The sequence below is a fragment of the Vibrio mytili genome (assembly GCF_000830505.1).
Lineage (GTDB): Bacteria > Pseudomonadota > Gammaproteobacteria > Enterobacterales > Vibrionaceae > Vibrio > Vibrio mytili.
The window spans coordinates 133,164-151,397 of the sequence record NZ_JXOK01000026.1 but is presented as its reverse complement, the minus strand read 5'-3'; the positions used below and the strand labels follow the sequence as shown (position 1 = coordinate 151,397).

General features: G+C 41.4%; 14 protein-coding genes and 1 pseudogene. 7 read left to right on the top strand and 8 right to left on the bottom strand.

The features are described 5' to 3' along the window. Nucleotides 1–16: 16 nt before the first annotated feature. From SU60_RS08900 to SU60_RS08890, 3 genes are all read right to left on the bottom strand, one after another. Nucleotides 17–1,195, bottom strand: a complete 1,179-nt coding sequence (locus SU60_RS08900; RefSeq protein WP_041155206.1) for a lytic polysaccharide monooxygenase — start codon at nucleotides 1,193–1,195, stop codon at nucleotides 17–19. 219 nt (nucleotides 1,196–1,414) lie between these two features. Then, nucleotides 1,415–1,855, bottom strand: a complete 441-nt coding sequence (locus SU60_RS08895; protein WP_041155205.1) for an Lrp/AsnC family transcriptional regulator — start codon at nucleotides 1,853–1,855, stop codon at nucleotides 1,415–1,417. 388 nt (nucleotides 1,856–2,243) lie between these two features. Further along, nucleotides 2,244–3,635 (bottom strand): glycoside-pentoside-hexuronide (GPH):cation symporter, encoded by a 1,392-nt coding sequence (locus tag SU60_RS08890; RefSeq protein ID WP_041155204.1) that lies wholly within the window; start codon nucleotides 3,633–3,635, stop codon nucleotides 2,244–2,246. A 314-nt stretch (nucleotides 3,636–3,949) separates the two neighbouring features. Here SU60_RS08890 and xylA point away from each other — a divergent pair, with 314 nt between their 5' ends. Further along, nucleotides 3,950–5,269 carry a xylose isomerase gene (xylA, locus tag SU60_RS08885; RefSeq protein ID WP_041155203.1) on the top strand — a complete coding sequence of 440 codons (1,320 nt, stop codon included), beginning with the start codon at nucleotides 3,950–3,952 and terminating at the stop codon, nucleotides 5,267–5,269. 442 nt (nucleotides 5,270–5,711) lie between these two features. Here xylA and SU60_RS08880 read toward each other — a convergent pair whose 3' ends face one another. From SU60_RS08880 to xylE, 3 genes are all read right to left on the bottom strand, one after another. Then, the gene (locus tag SU60_RS08880; protein ID WP_041155202.1) at nucleotides 5,712–6,725 is read right to left on the bottom strand and encodes an aldose epimerase family protein; all 1,014 of its coding nucleotides are present in this window, start codon (nucleotides 6,723–6,725) and stop codon (nucleotides 5,712–5,714) included. Nucleotides 6,726–6,796: 71 nt separating this feature from the next. Next, the gene (locus tag SU60_RS08875) at nucleotides 6,797–8,287 is read right to left on the bottom strand and encodes an L-fucose/L-arabinose isomerase family protein (protein WP_041155201.1); all 1,491 of its coding nucleotides are present in this window, start codon (nucleotides 8,285–8,287) and stop codon (nucleotides 6,797–6,799) included. Between the two features lie 40 nt (nucleotides 8,288–8,327). Further along, entirely contained in the window at nucleotides 8,328–9,755 is a 1,428-nt protein-coding gene (gene xylE / locus SU60_RS08870) for a D-xylose transporter XylE (protein WP_041155200.1), read from the bottom strand. A gap of 653 nt (nucleotides 9,756–10,408) precedes the next feature. On the opposite strand from xylE, the gene SU60_RS08865 reads away from it, so the two are divergent. Continuing rightward, entirely contained in the window at nucleotides 10,409–10,993 is a 585-nt protein-coding gene (locus tag SU60_RS08865; protein WP_041155199.1) for a LysE family translocator, read from the top strand. A 187-nt stretch (nucleotides 10,994–11,180) separates the two neighbouring features. After that, a pseudogene (locus tag SU60_RS08860) lies at nucleotides 11,181–11,953 on the top strand (siderophore-interacting protein). A 134-nt stretch (nucleotides 11,954–12,087) separates the two neighbouring features. On the opposite strand, the gene SU60_RS08855 reads toward SU60_RS08860, so the two are convergent. Further along, nucleotides 12,088–12,957, bottom strand: a complete 870-nt coding sequence (locus SU60_RS08855; protein ID WP_041155198.1) for a LysR family transcriptional regulator — start codon at nucleotides 12,955–12,957, stop codon at nucleotides 12,088–12,090. Nucleotides 12,958–13,187: 230 nt separating this feature from the next. Between SU60_RS08855 and SU60_RS08850 the strand changes: the two genes are divergently transcribed. The 4 genes from SU60_RS08850 (at nucleotide 13,188) to SU60_RS08835 (ending at nucleotide 17,198) form a co-directional block, all read left to right on the top strand. Continuing rightward, complete coding sequence (locus tag SU60_RS08850; RefSeq protein ID WP_041155197.1) at nucleotides 13,188–14,336, top strand: S-(hydroxymethyl)glutathione dehydrogenase/class III alcohol dehydrogenase; 1,149 nt, start codon at nucleotides 13,188–13,190, stop codon at nucleotides 14,334–14,336. Nucleotides 14,337–14,423: 87 nt separating this feature from the next. After that, nucleotides 14,424–15,263: an S-formylglutathione hydrolase gene (gene fghA, locus SU60_RS08845; protein WP_041155196.1), complete on the top strand. Its 840-nt coding sequence runs from the start codon at nucleotides 14,424–14,426 to the stop codon at nucleotides 15,261–15,263. A gap of 322 nt (nucleotides 15,264–15,585) precedes the next feature. Further along, nucleotides 15,586–16,044, top strand: a complete 459-nt coding sequence (locus SU60_RS08840; protein WP_041155195.1) for a putative pterin-binding protein — start codon at nucleotides 15,586–15,588, stop codon at nucleotides 16,042–16,044. Further along, nucleotides 16,041–17,198, top strand: coding sequence for a GGDEF domain-containing protein (locus SU60_RS08835; protein ID WP_084735709.1), 1,158 nt, complete (start codon nucleotides 16,041–16,043; stop codon nucleotides 17,196–17,198). Before SU60_RS08840 ends, SU60_RS08835 begins: the two co-directional genes overlap by 4 nt. A gap of 100 nt (nucleotides 17,199–17,298) precedes the next feature. Here SU60_RS08835 and SU60_RS08830 read toward each other — a convergent pair whose 3' ends face one another. Further along, nucleotides 17,299–18,102: a Cof-type HAD-IIB family hydrolase gene (locus SU60_RS08830; protein WP_041155194.1), complete on the bottom strand. Its 804-nt coding sequence runs from the start codon at nucleotides 18,100–18,102 to the stop codon at nucleotides 17,299–17,301. Between the last annotated feature and the right edge of the window lie 132 nt (nucleotides 18,103–18,234).

Sequence of the window (18,234 nt, the reverse complement as noted above, 5' to 3'; positions counted from 1 at the left end):
ATAACCTGCAGGTGAATTAACGCCACACTCCCCATTCGCCAGTCGTGCCAGGCTCTTCACCACGCGTCCACCATTGCGCGGTCCACTCTTGGCCGTTATGAGTTACCATGTCACCTTGAGTATATACAGCAGTTTTATCCCATAAGTTAGTGGGCTCTACGGGAGGTGGGACGTCCGCTTTGATTAGCGATAAGGCGTAACTGAAATCTGCGCTTGGCGCTAACACTTGGTTTGCATTCACGTTTTCGCTATCAAACATATAATGGCTCATCGCCTGATGCCATATACCGACATACCAGTCTCCAGTTTGTTGTGAGTTGAATTGATCAGCCAACTCGGCTGCCCAAGTGATCGTATTGTTGCCATTAATTGGCAGTGAAATATCTACGATCTCACTACCTGTTGCATCGAATGTACGAAAACGAATCGTATCTCCCGACGCCACTGGACCAAAACCTTGTGGGACGAAATAACCAAGACTTGTTAGGTTGTTTACCGGATCAACCGGGTCGACAGGATCAACTGGCGTCGAACCTCCAGAATTGGTTAATGTAATATCACTGCAGTTATAAAAGCCTTCACCCGCAGGATCAATTCGCTGCCAGCGAGTGTATAAAATGGCATCACCTGAACGATCCGATGGGAAAGTAACCTGGATACGATAACGCTTCTCTTCATCGGTATAGACATCACCAGCCGTATCGATCAACTCCAAGTCGCTCCACGTTAAAGGTTGAGTCGCATCATAGCTTGGTTTAGTAAGATAAAACTCCCAATAAGAAGGGTTATGAGGGGCTTTACCGTAAAACACTAATTCGATTTGGTTATTTTCATCGAGCGTTACATTGGTTCGTTGCCAATGTGGAGACGGAAGATTAAGCCCGTTTTTCGCCACACTGCCGGCAGAACATAACTCACCGTCACGAATGACTGCTTGAACGTGTGTCATGTCGCGATAATTGGCGACATTCGCAGAAATTTCACTGCGCTGGACAAACGGGAAGGCACCGGACTCATCGTAGGCAGCCTGACACGCTTGGTTTGGTATTTCGTCTGTCCAGAACCCACCATCTAAGTAACACGTGTGTTGACGTGCGCTCGGAAACTCAACCCAACCATGGGCACTAACATTGAAACTACTCAGTGCTGCAATCGCACCGACACTCAATAGTGGAATTGTAAGATGTGATTTCATTATTCATCCTTAAATTATCTGACTCACCGCTTAACAACAAAAGCGGTGTGCATAAAACTAGCAGGATGAAATTACTTAGCAGGTAAGAATCACGATTAGAATTGCAAGAGTGCCAAGCGCTTGCCAGAATTCCATGAGAAGCCTTCTCATACTCGACGGAGTATTTCGAGTCACTTCAAATTGACGTGCTACATAATCGAGGGCTTAGTAACTTACTCATCATCGAACATCTTTCGATGTATCCATCACGACCATCGTTGTGATGGATTTGACGTGTTCACACTCGCCTAATACATCAGCGTGAAACGCTTTGTAAGTCGCTAAGTCTTGAGTTTCAACACGCAATAAATATTCGTTGACCCCCGTAATGTTATGACACTCAACCACTTGCTTAACAAAACGAACGTGCTCCTCAAATTCTTGCTGAGCTTTTTTTGAATGTGACGATAAACCAATCGAAACGTAAGCGATAAAACCGACACCGAGTTGCTCATTGTTTAGCACCGCACGATAGCCTTTAATGACCCCTTTGCGCTCTAAATCCTGAACGCGACGTAACGTTGCGGAAGGAGATAACCCTACGCGTTCAGAAAGCTCAACATTAGACACTCTTCCATCTGCTTTCAGCTCCTGCAATATCCTTTCGTCAAACCTGTCCATGGTAACCTTTTATTGCCAAAAAAAGTAAACATGACTTGATAACAACACAATAATGCCGGTATTTCTACCATTAGTTGTCGCACCTTCTACTTAAAAAAGTTAAGGCATTGGCAAAAATCACCTATGTAAAAGAGTACGTAAAAGCATCAAAGTTGATCAAACATTCTCTTTTTGGATATATCAATCTCATAAGAAAATGACCACAATAAATTTTTATTGTTTTATTAACCGTTGTTGAAATATATAGACTAGATTGAATAAAAATAAAATCATTCATATAACATTGTGACAATATAGAAAAATCAGACACTATCGAGAGTTTTCAGTCCATAATTCTAAACAAAAAAAGCCCCAAAATTGGGGCTTTTTATCCATCGAAACAAACGAATTAGCCTAGTTCAACATTATGGTTAACTGGTTTCAGTTTTTCTTGTTCCTTCGCATCAAGCGTTAATAGTGCTTTTACTTGTGCCAAGCGTTGGTTGTCTAACTTATAGAACAACATGATCACTGCCAACGACATGAAAATTATCCCAGGAATCACGGTGAAGAGTAAGTTGATTGCTGTTACTGCCTCTGCTGTTTGGACTTCTGCTCCACCTACATATCCAGCAGCAGCTAGCACCCAACCTACAGCCGCACCGCCTACCGCAATACCTAGTTTGATAGCGAATAGGTTCGTTGAAAATACCATGCCACTTAATGAACGATTACTGCGTGTTTTTTCATAATCAACCACATCTGACATCATGCTCCAAAGAATCGGGGTTGTACTCATTTGTACAATACCCAATGCAATTACAAGAGCGAAAATCATAAACACATTGCTAGGCTCTACCAAATACAGCAAGGCTGACAATACACCTGACGCTAAAATTAGCACGCGATAGATTTTAGGTTTATCAAATTTACCTAAAAGTGGAGCGGAAAGGATGGCACCAATAATATTCGCTAGCATACCGCTTACCATGAAGATAGTCGCTAAGTCACTGCGTCCCATTACTGTATTAACATAGTACATGGTTGAAGCACCTTTCAATACCACGCCAGTTAGCAACACAACATTCAGAATGAACAGCACTCTCCATTGGTTGTTCTTAAACAGTAGTTGTAAATCTTTCCAAACAGATTGCTTTACTTCGTCTTCTTGAGGGACACAACGCTCTTTGGTTTGGCTAAAGCTAAAGAAAAATAGCGCTATTGCACACAGCCCCATTACACCCATTGCACCTAAATAACCTTTTTGCGTATCTCCTTGACCGATAATATCGACTAAAGGTAAAGCGACCATCGCCACTACGAGCCCACCAGCGGTGCTCAATGCAAATCGGTAAGATTGTAGCGAAGTACGTTCATTCGAGTCATTGGTTAGAGCATTTGCCATTGCACAATACGGGACGTTAATTGCGGTATACATTAAAGTTAAGAAAATATAAGAAGCGTAAGCGTATACAATTTTTCCCGTTTGACCAAAGTCTGGCGTAAAGAACGCCATCATACAAGCAACACCAAATGGTACCGCCATCCACAACAAGTATGGACGGTAGCGACCATGTTTAGATTTTGTGCGGTCAACAATGGATCCCATTAAAGGATCAGTTACCGCATCAATGAAGCGCACCAATAGGAACATGGTCCCCATATGCGCCGGTGATAGACCGTAGATATCAGTATAAAAGTAAGCAAGGAATAGCATTACCGTCTGCCATACAAAGTTACACCCTGTATCGCCGAGACCGTATGCCACCTTTTCTTTTACAGATAACTTTATCGTATTCATATACATAGCTCTCCAATTAATTTTTATCCGTTTTTAATGTTATCGATAATATGGAGATCTACAATTTGTCCAAATTCATAATAAAGTTATGATATTTCTCAAATGTGAACACAATCAGAAATTGGAATAATAGAGCTAAATAAACTAATAGATAGCCCGTACTTTTAGCTCTATACAGTCCCAAAAATGAGATCTTAAGCACAGTTAAAAAATAGGTTAATTTAAGAATAAAAAATCATAATTGTAAGAAAATTATATTTGGTAAATATTATTATAGAACGTGATTATTTTGAAATTTAACCGGAATATCGACTATGACTGAATACTTTAAGAATATAAATAAAATAAAATTTGAGGGTAAAGATTCAACCAACCCTCTTGCATTTCGTCATTATGATGAAGATAAAATGATTTTAGGTAAGAGTATGAAGGAGCATTTGCGATTTGCAGCGTGTTACTGGCATAACTTTTGTTGGCCAGGCTCAGATGTATTTGGCGCCGGCACCTTTGAACGTCCATGGCTAAGTTCTGGTGATGCCATGGAAATGGCAAAAATCAAAGCGGATCATGCGTTCGACTTTTTCTCAAAATTAAGCATTCCTTACTACTGCTTCCATGACGTTGACGTAGCGCCAGAAGGTAATTCCATTAAAGAATACGTAAACAACTTCCAAACCATGGTCGATGTATTAGAGCAGAAACAAGAGGAAACTGGCCTCAAATTGCTTTGGGGTACAGCAAATGCCTTCTCCAACCCACGTTACATGTCTGGTGCTGGGACCAACCCTGATCCAAAAGTATTTGCCTACGCTGCGACTCAAATTTTTAATGCCATGGGTGCAACTCAGCGTCTAGGCGGCGAAAACTATGTACTATGGGGCGGTCGAGAAGGCTATGAAACTTTACTAAATACCGATCTTCGACAAGAACGTGAACAGCTTGGTCGATTGATGCAAATGGTAGTTGAACACAAACACAAAATTGGCTTTAAAGGTACGATCTTAATCGAGCCTAAGCCACAAGAACCAACCAAACACCAATACGATTACGACACTGCGACGGTCTACGGCTTCTTAAAACAGTTTGGGCTAGAGAACGAAATAAAAGTCAATATTGAAGCTAACCATGCAACGCTCGCAGGGCACAGCTTCCATCATGAAATCGCGACAGCAACATCATTAGGTATCTTTGGCTCAGTTGATGCAAACCGTGGCGACGCTCAGCTTGGTTGGGATACTGACCAGTTCCCAAACAGTGTCGAAGAAAACACCTTAGTCATGTATGAAATCTTGAAAGCAGGTGGATTTACAACTGGAGGCTTTAACTTTGACGCTCGCCTTCGTCGCCCGTCTATTGACGCAGAAGATCTCTTCCATGGCCATATTGGAGGTATGGACACTATGGCTCTTTCTCTTGAGCGTGCAGCGGCTATGATAGAAAATGATGTACTAGCAAAAAACATCGCTCAACGCTATGCAGAATGGAACCAAGATCTAGGCAAGCAAATCTTAAACGGTGAGCTTAACCTAGAACAATTGGCTAACTTTGCCGTCAGCAACAACTTGTCTCCAGTAAAAGAATCAGGCCGCCAAGAGTACTTAGAAAATATTATCAACGGATTTATTTATAAATAAGCGCTAACTTATAAAATAAAACATCCAATTAAAGCCCAAGTATGTTCATAAACATGGATATACTTGGGCTTTTTACTTCTATACTCAAGTTACTTCAAGATGCTTGTTCCGTGAGAATTTACTCGCTCTTAGGTAAGGTACTATTTTTAATGTATACCCAAATAACCTCAAGGTGCTAGGTTCAGCGAGAATGACTTGGTTCACAGGCGCGGCATCGATTTGAAGATCTAGTGGTTCTAAATCAAAAATCGTTAACACTGCATAAGAGGCAGTTTCAGAGTCTGAGTTGGGTTAATCTGCCCCTACTTTAATACATAATAGTAGTACTACTCATAATGTGAGAGAAAGTTTAAATAGTGTTCAGTCACAGGTTTATATAGTCACATCAGATAAAAAAAGCATCACAATCTCGTATGTGATGCTTTTTTTAGAATAAGATTAATTAACGCGAACCAAACTCAAATACCGTTTTGTGTGTATAACTCTTATCCGGCCCATAAATACATTCTTCTGCATGTTGGGGCATGTTGACTTGGTTTGGATAGTGCTGAGTTTCTAAACACAAGCCATCATAGGGAGAAAGAGACTGCCCTGTACGTGACACTTCTGCTGGCAAAGCATTACCTGTATAAAGCTGAATCGCATCTTGATCCGTATAAACATCCATATAAATCCCATTGCTCGGATTGTAAACTTGCGCAGCTAATCCCATCCCTTTTGTATTTAAACACCAACAATGGTCAAAGCCATTAACCAACTTCACTTGTTGATCATCTGCTGCTAACCGTTCTTTTAATTGGCAAAATTGACGCAAGTCCATGGCAGTATTCGCTACTGGGGTTGCCTCGAATGGAATGGAGTGTTCATCAATGCTTAAAAATTCATCTGCATCAATTCTTACCTCGTGGTTGACGATACTTTCACTGCCTCCTGAGAAATTAAAATACGTATGTTGTGTTAAATTGATAGGCACTACATTGTCAGCACTTGCCGTATATTCGACGTTTAGCTTATTGTCCTCTGTGAGCATATAAGATACATCAATATCAAGGTTCGCGGGGTATCCAGCCTCTCCTTGCGTGACTTTGATGGTAAATACAATGCTATTGTTAGAGTAAGACTTAACACTCCAACGTCGCTTATCAAGCTGCACACTGCCCCCATGTAAGTGATTCACGCCTTCGTTGAGGTCAAGCTCGTAGTCCACACCATTCACTTGATATTTACCTTGATAAATACGATTCGCCCAAGGGCCGACAACACTACCAATGTAAGCGCTAGTCTCTAAATATTGCTCAGGTGTTTTAAAACCTAAGACAATATTCGTCAACGTACCCGACTTATCTTTTACCCACCAATCAACAACCGTCGCCCCTAAATCAGCAACAACAATTTTACTGCCCAAATCGTTCACTAGCGTATACAGGGAGAAGTCTCCCCACTTTTGATTCTTCATCAGCCTACTCCTAAATACAAAAAGTCGGAAAGCTTGTTTTTTAATCTAAGCTTCCCGACTCTATTAATTGGTTAACCTAAAAACGCACACGGAATTTCAAACGGATATCTATTCCCAGCTTCTTGGTTATAGTCAATATCAGTAACACCCAATAAATTAAGAACTTGATATAAGGTCTTACCCGCATGACCAAAAGCAATGCCAGCATGGTGTGGGTAGTTCTTTTGAACCAAGACATGACGATAAAATCGCTGCATTTCAGGGATAGCGAACACGGCAATCGAACCAAAGGATTGAGGATCAATCTCTAAAATGTCACCTTGTGCAACATAAGCACGCAATTGAGTATCTGCAGTGCTTTGTAAGCGGAACAAAGTGACCTCACCAGCTTTGATCTGCCCTTCTAGAGTGCCGCGAGTTATATCTGGCTCTTGTCCCGGCTCCATTAAGCTATGCATGATTTTTTGAAATCTTAATTGGGAGTTTTTCATGCAGCTTGAAGCCGTGTTACCACAATGGAATCCCATGAAGAGATCTTTTGCCGTATAACTTCCCATCTTATCTTGGTTATTTTCAACCATATCTGTTGGAACCGTGTTGTTGATATCCAACAGGGTAGCTGGGTGATCGGTCGCACAAGTAATCATATATTCAGATAAAGCGCCGTAAATATCCACTTCACACGCGACAGGAATACCACGTTCAGCTAACCTTGCATTCACATAGCAAGGTACGAAGCCAAAGAACTTCTCAAAAGAAGGCCAACATTTGTTTGCGAAAATGCCAAATGTGGAAGCACCTAAATTTTGTTGATAGAAATCCAACAATGCGGCTTCATACTGAGCAAGTTTAGGTAACAAATCAGGGTAAGGATTATGGTCGCCTAGTTCAGATTCCATTTCTGAAATGATCTTCGGAATATCAGGGTGACCTTCAGCTTGCTGATAGATGTCTAACAAATCAAGTTCGCTGTTCTCCATCACCTCCACTCCGAGATCAAACAATGCTTTGATCGGTGCATTGCAAGCAACGAAATCCTGAGGTCTTGGACCAAAGCTAAATATTTTAAGCCCCTTTAAACCTAAAATGGTACGAGCTACTGGCTTAAAGTCTGCGATCATTTGAGCAACTTCGGTTGCAGTCCCAACAGGATTCTCAGGAATATGAGGACGAATGTGACGTAAGTTAGCGCTGTACGACGCATTCAAAACTCCACAATAAGCATCTCCTCGCGCATCTTGTAAACCACAAGTTGCTTCTTCTGCCGCAGCAGCAAACATAACAGGACCATTAAAACGCTGCGCCATTTGAGTTAACGGCCCTTCTGGACCAAAGTTTCCTAAATAAATGACTAACGAATTTAATTGCGCTTGCTCGGCTTCAGCGAGCGCTTTAAGCATATCATTTTCATTTTCTATAACCGTTTGCAATTCGACGATTTCAATATCTTGCTCAATACATGCAGCAACTACTTTTTGACGACGCTGCTCAGACAAAGAAATAGGAAAACAATCTCGGCTTACTGCCACAATACCCATTTTTACTTGTGGTAAATTAATCATAATAGACTCCAGATATAAACTTATAATATGTTAAAAATATTTATGAATTTGCGGATGAAACAGACAGTTCTTTCTCTTCACCTTTTTGATCCCACAGTTTTTCCAATTCTTCTAAAGACTTGCCTTTGGTTTCTGGGATCCAGCGATAAATGAAGTACACCGTAACAACGGCCATCGCACCGTATAACCAGAATGGAAAACCGCCATGAAATTCTTGGTATAAAAAGCTGTCTTTCGCGTTCATCATTGGGAAAGTTTGTGAAACAGCGTAGTTAGCAAACCATTGGGCAAATACAGCAATCGACAGCGCTTTAGAGCGAACCGCATTTGGGAACATTTCCGATAGTAATACCCAGGTGACCGGACCAAGCGATAAAGCAAATGCCGCGATGTACATCAATACAAAGATGATCAAGTAGCCACCAATTGCATCTAGGTAAGCGGCGGTCCCAATGGCAAGCATACTGATTGCCATTGCAGCAGCACCAATCATCATCAATGGCTTACGGCCAAATTTATCAACGGTATAAATAGCAATAACAGTAAACAGTAGATTCACAGCGCCAACTAAGATGGTTTGCAGCATGGCGACATCGGTGGACGAGGAACTAAAGCTCTTGAAAATAACCGGCGCGTAATACAAGAAAACATTAATCCCGGTAATTTGTTGCAAAACACTCAGAGTGATACCAAGTAAAAGAATAAAGAAAATGCCATGTGAAAATACACTTACATTCTTTGCTTTATCATTTAATGACGCTTTAATTTCTGCCCATTGCTTATCAAAATCATCACCTTTATTAAAGCTTGCGATCAAATTACGAGCATCTTGAAAGTAACCATTCATTGCCAACCAACGTGGTGTTTCTGGCACACCAAATAATAGAATAAAGAAAATTCCTGCAGGTAAACATTCGGAAGCAAACATATAGCGCCAACCAATTGAGAATAACCACTCATCAGAACCTAATAGCGCAATACCATAATTTACGAAGTAAACTATCAACATACCAAATATGATGGCAAATTGATTACAAGAAACTAAACTTCCTCGTTTACTTGGTGGGGCAACTTCTGCGATATACATTGGTGATACCATTGAAGCAATACCAACACCAATGCCCCCTAAAATTCGATAAATGATGAAACTAGAATATGTTGTACCAGCTATGAAGTTCAGCGTTTCTGGTAACGCTGACCCAAAGGCAGAAATGAAGAAAAGAACGGCCGCTAAAATGAGCGATTTTTTACGGCCATACTTGGTGCTAACTGGGCCAGCCACGATAGAGCCAATGACACAGCCAATCAATGCTGATGATGCTGCAAACCCCAGTTCAGCAGGTGATAGGTTAAAGAAGTATTGTAAAGCTTCGGTTGCTCCAGATATAACGGCAGTATCATAACCAAAGAGGAGCCCCCCTAAAGCAACGACTATCGTAATCTGCGTTATGCTTTTTGTATTGTACATGTTCTACCCTTTTTTATTATCGTTAACTACCATTCGATAATAAATAAGAGGGGATTTACATAAAATTACAAAAAAAAACAATCAATTTATAAAATATCACTTGTGTGACCTATATAGCAAAGTTCCCATGTTTATGATATTGAATTGAAATTAATTTTTATATGTAAATAGTTATCAACATTGTACTTTACGGAAAGGTTTCTAAGCTTAATTTTCAATAAATTTCGTTTTATAAACATTAGTAATATTAATATTTTGCTTTCGATCACTGTTTTTATTTTAACCGAAAAAATTATAAGTTAATATTTATAGATAAATGTTAATTTTTAAATACTCACCAATCGAATCTAGTGAAACTACTTCCAAAAATTGCTTAAAGTATTTGCCTAATCTAATTAATACACTGGCACATGGTTAGCAGAAGTGCGAATCCTGTTCGAGCAAAGAGCTAAACAACGACGTTTTCTCTTCCAACCGACACTTAAGCAATATTATTGCTAGAAATATGAAATTTATAACGTTTTATTGTGAATAAAAATGAGTATAGCTCGATAAAAGCACAATGTTGCTGGCATTTCTACTTATAGTTGTTTCTACGTTACTTATATAACTGAGCGGCTTCAATTTGGAAGCATAGAACGAAGGATTACGCTATGGAATACCATCAATTAGGCGCATTAGCACTGTTTGCGTTTGTCTCTACATTCACTCCTGGACCAAACAACATCATGCTAATGACATCCGGTGCTAATGTCGGTTTTAAACGCACTATACCCCACATGTTGGGCATTACTTTTGGCTTCGGTGTGATGTTAATACTGGTAGGTATTGGCTTGATGAGTTTGTTTCATGCCTATCCGTTTAGCCATACGATTTTAAAAATCCTCAGTTTAAGTTACTTATTGTTCCTAACGTATAAAATAGCGACCAGTTCTAACGCCGACATAAAGCATGACTTTCGCCCGATGTCTTTTATAGGCGCCGTCGCGTTTCAATGGGTCAACCCAAAAGGCTGGTCTATGGCTTTAACAGCGATTACCGTCTACAGCAGTGGAGGTATGTGGATAGAATTATCAGTTATTGCAGGCGTATTCTGCTTAGCAAATATTCCATCCGTCACCTTTTGGACCGCTGCAGGGATGCAACTTCAACGCTGGTTAACCACACCTAAGCGTACAAAAGGGTTCAACTATGGTATGGCTGCATTGCTTCTTTTGTCCACTTTCCCAATGATATAGGTCATTAACTGAATCAACGCAAAAAACGCAACCCCGTAAGTAAGGAAGAAGAAGGTCCATTTTTCATCAGGCCCTACCTTCTTCTTCACACAAATTAACAGTGTAAATTTATATAAAGTTACTACCCTCTCTTTAGCAATACTGATAATCTAAATGAGAAAAAGAATTATTATTGAGAATTGTAGTAATGAAAAATAAACCACAGCCTAAGGTGCTTGCTGTCACCCATACTGAGCGCATTACACCAAACATGCAGCGCATTACCTTACAAGGCGATGCGCTTAGTCACTTCCCTCAAGATTGTGAAGGTAGCTACATTAAGCTGCTATTTAATCAATCTGGCAGTACCCAGTTGGAATCCGTTTCGGAAGAAGATAAACCCATACTTCGCACCTATACCATTCGTCGCTATGACTCTCAAGCATGTACGATCGAAGTCGATTTTGTGCGCCACGAAAGCAACGACTTGCAAAGCGGCTTTGCCGCTCGCTGGGCGATAAAAGCGCAGCCAGGGGATACCATCAGCATCGTTGGCCCAGGCAGCATTTCTAACCTCAACACCGATGCCGACTGGTTCTTTATGGCTGCAGATATGACGGCACTACCCGCCCTGTCAGCAAAAATCCGCACGCTACCTGAAGATGCCAAAGGCTACGCGGTCATCAGTGTGCTGTCTTCTTCAGACATTCAACCTTACACGCGCCAGCAGGGATGGAATTAATTTGGTTAACAGAGGGACAACCTTTAGCGGAAGCAGTCCGTGAACTGAAGTGGCAAGATGGCACGGCTGCGGTTTGGTGTGCATGTGAATTCGATTCGATGCGGGCATTACGTCAATACTTCCGCAATGAAAAAGAAGTCGAGCGCGAAAACATTTATATCAGTAGCTACTGGAAAAACGGTATCTCAGAAGACGGGCACAAAGTGATTAAGCGTGACGATGCAGAATCGAATCAGTGATCACTCATAAAAAATATAACTATAATGGCTGCAGTAAACTATCGCACATTACGAGGGTTATAATGTGGCCATTAAAATCAATATGGATATAGTCTGTGCTCGACATAAGAGAGCAGATTAAAAACGCCGCAAAATTAACAAAGCTCTTGAGCCAAAAAATCGATCAACAACCGGACCTTTGGTGAGAGATTATGACTTTGCGGATACAAAGCCCATATCCCTTCACGATCGTCGCGATAATCACTCAATACTTCGACCAGCTCACCGCTGTCTAAAGCCTCTTGAACATAATTATCGGGTAATTGCGCCAGACCCAAGCCGCGTTTTGCAGCATCAACCAACGCAAATCCACTGTTGCATTTAATCCGCCCAGACACACGCAAAGACCGTTCTCTGTTTTGCTCTTTAAAGTGCCAATAATCGACCGATCCAACCAAACATTGATGGCGCCCGAGCTCTGATAGAGTATGAGGCTCGCCAAAACGTTCGAGATACAAAGGGCTGGCACAAACATACATTTGTCGAGATGAAAGCCGTTTTGCAACCAAGCTAGAATCTTGCAAACGACCCAGACGGATCGCCAGATCCACACCTTGCTCAATTAGATCCAGTCGCTGATTGGTTAAAATTAAATCCAAATTCACTTGCGGATATTTTTCTAAAAACTGATGCAAAAGCGGCGACAAGGTTTGTTCACCATACGTTACTGGCGCGGTGACACGAAGCACACCTTTGGGCTCAGTTTGCATTTGCGTCACTACGAGCTCAGCTAATTCCAAACCTTCAACCAAATGTTTACATTGTTGATAATAGAGTTTACCAGCTTCAGAAAGGGAGACTTTTCGGGTCGTACGATGCAGCAGCTTTACCGCAAGACGCGCTTCCAAAGCGGAAACACGACGACTAATCTGTGCCACCGAAGTTTTGAGCTTAGCGGCCGCCCCGGTGAAGCTATTGGTTTCTGCCACGGCAACAAATTCACTGACACCTTCCCAATTCGCCATCGCTTGATCCTATCAATATTTATTAGCATTCAAAAATGAGCGCGTGTGTAAAGCGGCATTATGTTACACCTTTAATTATTACACAAACGTAAAAATCATTTTCAAAAAGGACGGATTATCATTTTTATTGAAATAGATAAAATGCGTATTAGTAAAACATCAGGCGAAAATGCAAAGCTCAACTACGCTTAATGACAACGCCTACCTATTGATTAGATAAGGAAAACCTAATGGCACTTGAAATCAAACCAGGTCAAACATCGATCAAATCGAAAGCCGCTGTCGCTTGGGCAGCAGGTGAACCACTAAAAATGGAAGAAGTGGATGTACAACTGCCTAAAAAAGGCGAAGTGTTAGTCCGTATCGTAGCAACAGGCGTTTGTCATACCGATGCCTTTACACTTTCAGGTGATGATCCAGAAGGGATCTTTCCAGCAATCTTAGGTCACGAGGGTGGCGGTATTGTGGAAATGGTAGGTGAAGGTGTGACCAGCGTAGAGGTGGGTGATCACGTGATTCCACTTTACACGGCAGAATGTGGCGAGTGTAAATTCTGTAAATCAGGTAAAACGAACCTGTGTCAGGCTGTACGTGAAACGCAAGGTAAAGGTCTGATGCCTGATGGTACTAGCCGCTTCTCTATCAACGGTGAAACCATTTTCCACTACATGGGCTGTTCAACGTTCTCCGAGTACACCGTTCTTCCTGAAATCTCGCTAGCAAAAGTAAACAAAGAAGCCCCTTTGGAAGAAGTATGTCTTCTTGGCTGCGGCGTGACAACTGGCATGGGTGCCGTACTGAATACAGCAAAAGTTCAGAAAGGTGATACCGTTGCAATCTTCGGTTTAGGCGGTATCGGCCTATCGGCAATTATCGGTGCTCGTATGGCTGGTGCAAGCCGTATTCTTGGTATCGACATCAACGAGAGCAAATTCGAGCTTGCGAAGCAACTTGGTGCAACTGACCTCATTAACCCTCAAAAATTCGATAAACCAATCCAAGAAGTCATTGTTGAAATGACAGATGGTGGTGTCGACTACTCATTCGAATGTATTGGTAACGTCAATGTAATGCGTCAAGCCCTTGAATGTTGCCACAAAGGTTGGGGTGAATCGGTCATCATCGGTGTTGCAGGTGCTGGTCAAGAGATTTCTACTCGTCCATTCCAGCTCGTCACAGGTCGTGTATGGCGAGGTAGTGCGTTTGGTGGTGTTAAAGGTCGTTCAGAGCTACCGGGCATTGTTGAGCAATACTTGGCGGGTGAATTTGGTCTACAAGAATTCATTACTCACACTATGGGGCTAGAGGAAATCAACGAAGCGTTTGATCTGATGCACGAAGGTAAGAGTATTCGAAGCGTTGTCCACATGGACAAATAATTTCTGTGAAGGCTCTCCATAGGAGGGCCTTTTCATTAACTAACTCCCAACCACTTCCTTAAAATTTATGTCTCTTGAGAGTGTATTATGATGATTGAAAACGTTAGCCAAACTAAAGTATTTGGAGGCTGGCATAAGCAATATACGCACGAATCCACCGCTTTGAACTGCACGATGCGCTTTGCTATTTTTCTACCGCCAAACGCAACCAAGACACAGCCTGTACCCGCGTTGTACTGGTTGTCAGGATTAACTTGTACCGATGAGAACTTCATGCAGAAAGCCGGCGCGTTTCGCATGGCTGCCGAACTCGGCATCGCGCTCATTGCGCCCGATACCAGCCCACGTGGAGAAGGGATTGCGGATGATGAAAGTTACGACTTAGGTCAAGGGGCAGGATTCTACCTAAATGCGACACAAGCGCCTTGGTCATTACACTATTTAATGTATGACTATATCACCAAAGAGCTGCCTAGCATTATTGAAAGTAATTTTCCTGTTTCAGATGTAAAATCTATCTCAGGCCATAGTATGGGTGGGCATGGTGCTTTAACCATCGGATTAAAAAATAGCCAACAATATCGGTCTATTTCAGCCTTCAGTCCTATCAGTAACCCGATGCAGTGTCCATGGGGTAAAAAAGCATTTACCGCTTACCTTGGCACAGATATCGAAAGCTGGAAGCAATACGATGCCAGTGAGCTTTTAAAACGAGCACAATCACCACTGCCGATACTGGTCGATCAAGGTGATGCCGATGGGTTCTTAAGTGAACAACTTAAGCCAGAAGCGTTATTGTCTGCTGCCAAACTACATGATTCACCGTTTAGCTTGCGTATGCAATCTGGGTATGACCACAGCTACTACTTCATCTCCAGTTTTATTGACGATCACTTAAACTTCCACGCTAAGCATTTGTTTGGATAATGCTTCCATTTTCTTCAGAAACCATTGCTTGACTGATAAGCCATCCTCTCACGATGGCTTTTCTTATCTAATAAAATAAAACGTTTCAAAAACTCAGCAAGCGTTTAAATTTTAATCACTTAGTATTAATATCCCTCAGCCAAATACTACGCCTTATCACTGAATAGCATTAACCTTCAACAAACCAGTCGTTACTTTTGAACCAAAATCTGATATATAATGCATTTAGGTTGACTATATTAATAAGACCACAAATTAGTTATGACTATCAGTCATGGTTGCATAAGCAGAACAAAATAATAAAATATAACAAGGCCTTATAATGAAGAAGATAATCGCTTTGATTTTGTTGGTTTTTTCAACATTTATCTCTGCACGTGAAATCGTTTTTAGTGGTTCTCAAAAAACCGATGTTTCGGTAACGCTAGAACAACTTCAGGCTTTACCCATTACCAGTTATACAACCAATTTACCTTGGATTTCTGCACCAGCTAAATTTGATGGTGTAAAGCTCAGTACTCTACTTACCCAGATCTACGGCAGTATCCCTGAATATACTGATATCGCTGGTCTCAACAATTATCACTCAATATTACCTCGTCAAGATATTCTTCGTTATGAACCAATCTTGGCTTTCAAGAAAGATGGTCAATATATAAAAATACGAGATAAAGGGCCTTATTGGGTTGTGTACCCATTAAGCAGTTACCCTGAAATAGATCGGACTGAGTATCATGCACAGATGGTTTGGCAAGTCAGTCAGATAGAAATGAAAAAATGACCAACGCAAACACGTCTTCAGACAAAGCCCAAAAATGGCATTACTCGTCATTGAATAAACTGTTGCTGGTCATTTTCGCGGTATCTTTATTACTTGCGAACGTATTTCTACTGCAACAAACCCGCGATTTGGCACAAAATTTTACTAAAGAACAAAAACAAGCCACTTGGTTTTTGTTTCAACTCTCGAAAGAGCTCTCTGAGTTAGTGAGTGAAGCCAGGAGACTCGATGAAAACGTTTTGAATATTGAAGGGGCGGAACTGCAATATGAACTCGCTTGGAGCCGTTTCGACCTACTGATTAACAGTCATGACGCCTTTGAGTTTTTTAAGCGCAACAACATCCAATATTATTTTTTAGATCTGTTTGAACAATATAAAGCATTAGAGCCACAGCTTGTTGAAGCAAAGACAGGCGACAGTCAAGCGGCAGCGATATTTTATCGGTCTACCCAAACGTTATATCTAAATTTGGTTGATTTCGTAAACCAAAACTTTCGTCAAAGCAGTAAGGTCTACGAAGCCCAGCAAGGAGAAACGCAACGATTAATGCGAGCGCAATACATGTTGTTTGCTACCTTTGTGCTATCCACACTCTCTCTGATTTATTTCTTTTATCGCGAGTCTCATTTTCACAGAAAGCTGGCGCTCAGTGACCCATTGACCGAACTTGGTAATCGAAATGCTTTGTTTAATACTTTGCGAAAGTACACAAAGAATCACACCAGCTTTTCATTGTGCATTTTGGATTTAAATGGCTTTAAAGCGATTAATGATACACACGGGCATCAGGCGGGTGACTTCGTACTTAAAGAGGTTGCGAAAAGACTAAAAGCAATGCAAATGAATCATTTCACTGTTTATAGGATGGGAGGGGACGAATTTGCCGTCGTGATTGAAGGCGAAAGTATCAATGATACACAAGCTCGACAACTCATTCACAACGTATTCGTCACGCCAGTTTTAGCAGTAAAACAGACCAATTCTCTGTCGACAAGTATTGGTATTGCGCATTATCCAATTGACAGTGACGATATTGACTTGCTCATAAACTATGCAGACAAGCGCATGTATAAAATGAAATTCGCAAGTAGCAAGACGTTTGAAAGTCGCCAAAAATCACAAACTGAACCGGTACCAGAGCGACAGATATAAATACAAAGCCCTACTTATGGTGATACAACCAAGATATACACCTAGTCGTAAAAAACTCCCTTTCCAAGCATTAGGGAGTTTTTAATATTCACAGACAAACCTAATCCAAATTAAATCGCTCCCGGAGAACGGTTAAAACGCCTGAGTCTTGATTGCTAGGTGCAGAAAATCGAGCCACCTGTTTTATCTTTTCGTGCGCATTGGCAACGGCATAAGAGTGCTCACTCACTTGTAGCATTTCAAGGTCATTCAAATAATCACCAAAGGTCATGGTTTCAGCAGGAGTAAAGCCCATGGTTTGTTGCAAAAACTCTATCGCGGCCCCTTTTGACGCTTTGGCATTCATCACATCTAGCCAAATTTTTGCACTCACCACGACTTTATGTGAATCACCAAACTTCGCATTCATGGTGGAAAAAAGCTGCTCTTCTGAGCCGTCAAAATGACAAATAGCCACTTTGATGAACTCATCGTCAACACCCAGTAAATCGTCGACACGTTCACAACGGTGGTAGTACTTATGAAATTCTTCTAATGTTTTTTGGTCTTGATTCTCTATATATGCAGAGCGTTTGCCACACAATACGATGTGTGCCCCTTCAATGTCACGCGCCGCTGTAACGATCTCTGCGACTTCTACTTTAGGAATGGTACAACTATAGATTTCTTTATCCTTGTGCATCACCAACGTACCATTTTCCGCGACGTAAACAATACGGTCTTGGATAGGAGCGAACGTGTCACGTAAGCTGTAGTACTGGCGACCAGATGCCGCTGAAAACACAATGCCTTTTTGTTCTAACTGCAAAAACAAGTCGAAAAATTCTGGATCTAAGCGACCATATTGGTCAAGCAACGTACCGTCCATATCGGAGGCGATAAATTTAATACTAGCGTGTGGCATACGATGAAACTCTAACTGGTGTAAGAAATAGGAATATGGTTTAAGGTACAGGATCGTGAATGAATCTCAAGTGAAGACGCACCAGAACAATCAAGTCACTACAAGATATAGAACTCAGCGCGATGCTGCGTC

What these genes read in the sequence shown, in the direction of transcription:
- SU60_RS08900 (WP_041155206.1), bottom strand. Translation starts at nt 1,195, where the DNA reads ATGAAATCACATCTTACAATTCCACTATTGAGTGTCGGTGCGATTGCA.
- SU60_RS08895 (WP_041155205.1), bottom strand. Translation starts at nt 1,855, where the DNA reads ATGGACAGGTTTGACGAAAGGATATTGCAGGAGCTGAAAGCAGATGGA.
- SU60_RS08890 (WP_041155204.1), bottom strand. Translation starts at nt 3,635, where the DNA reads ATGAATACGATAAAGTTATCTGTAAAAGAAAAGGTGGCATACGGTCTC.
- xylA (WP_041155203.1), top strand. Translation starts at nt 3,950, where the DNA reads ATGACTGAATACTTTAAGAATATAAATAAAATAAAATTTGAGGGTAAA.
- SU60_RS08880 (WP_041155202.1), bottom strand. Translation starts at nt 6,725, where the DNA reads ATGAAGAATCAAAAGTGGGGAGACTTCTCCCTGTATACGCTAGTGAAC.
- SU60_RS08875 (WP_041155201.1), bottom strand. Translation starts at nt 8,287, where the DNA reads ATGATTAATTTACCACAAGTAAAAATGGGTATTGTGGCAGTAAGCCGA.
- xylE (WP_041155200.1), bottom strand. Translation starts at nt 9,755, where the DNA reads ATGTACAATACAAAAAGCATAACGCAGATTACGATAGTCGTTGCTTTA.
- SU60_RS08865 (WP_041155199.1), top strand. Translation starts at nt 10,409, where the DNA reads ATGGAATACCATCAATTAGGCGCATTAGCACTGTTTGCGTTTGTCTCT.
- SU60_RS08855 (WP_041155198.1), bottom strand. Translation starts at nt 12,957, where the DNA reads ATGGCGAATTGGGAAGGTGTCAGTGAATTTGTTGCCGTGGCAGAAACC.
- SU60_RS08850 (WP_041155197.1), top strand. Translation starts at nt 13,188, where the DNA reads ATGGCACTTGAAATCAAACCAGGTCAAACATCGATCAAATCGAAAGCC.
- fghA (WP_041155196.1), top strand. Translation starts at nt 14,424, where the DNA reads ATGATGATTGAAAACGTTAGCCAAACTAAAGTATTTGGAGGCTGGCAT.
- SU60_RS08840 (WP_041155195.1), top strand. Translation starts at nt 15,586, where the DNA reads ATGAAGAAGATAATCGCTTTGATTTTGTTGGTTTTTTCAACATTTATC.
- SU60_RS08835 (WP_084735709.1), top strand. Translation starts at nt 16,041, where the DNA reads ATGACCAACGCAAACACGTCTTCAGACAAAGCCCAAAAATGGCATTAC.
- SU60_RS08830 (WP_041155194.1), bottom strand. Translation starts at nt 18,102, where the DNA reads ATGCCACACGCTAGTATTAAATTTATCGCCTCCGATATGGACGGTACG.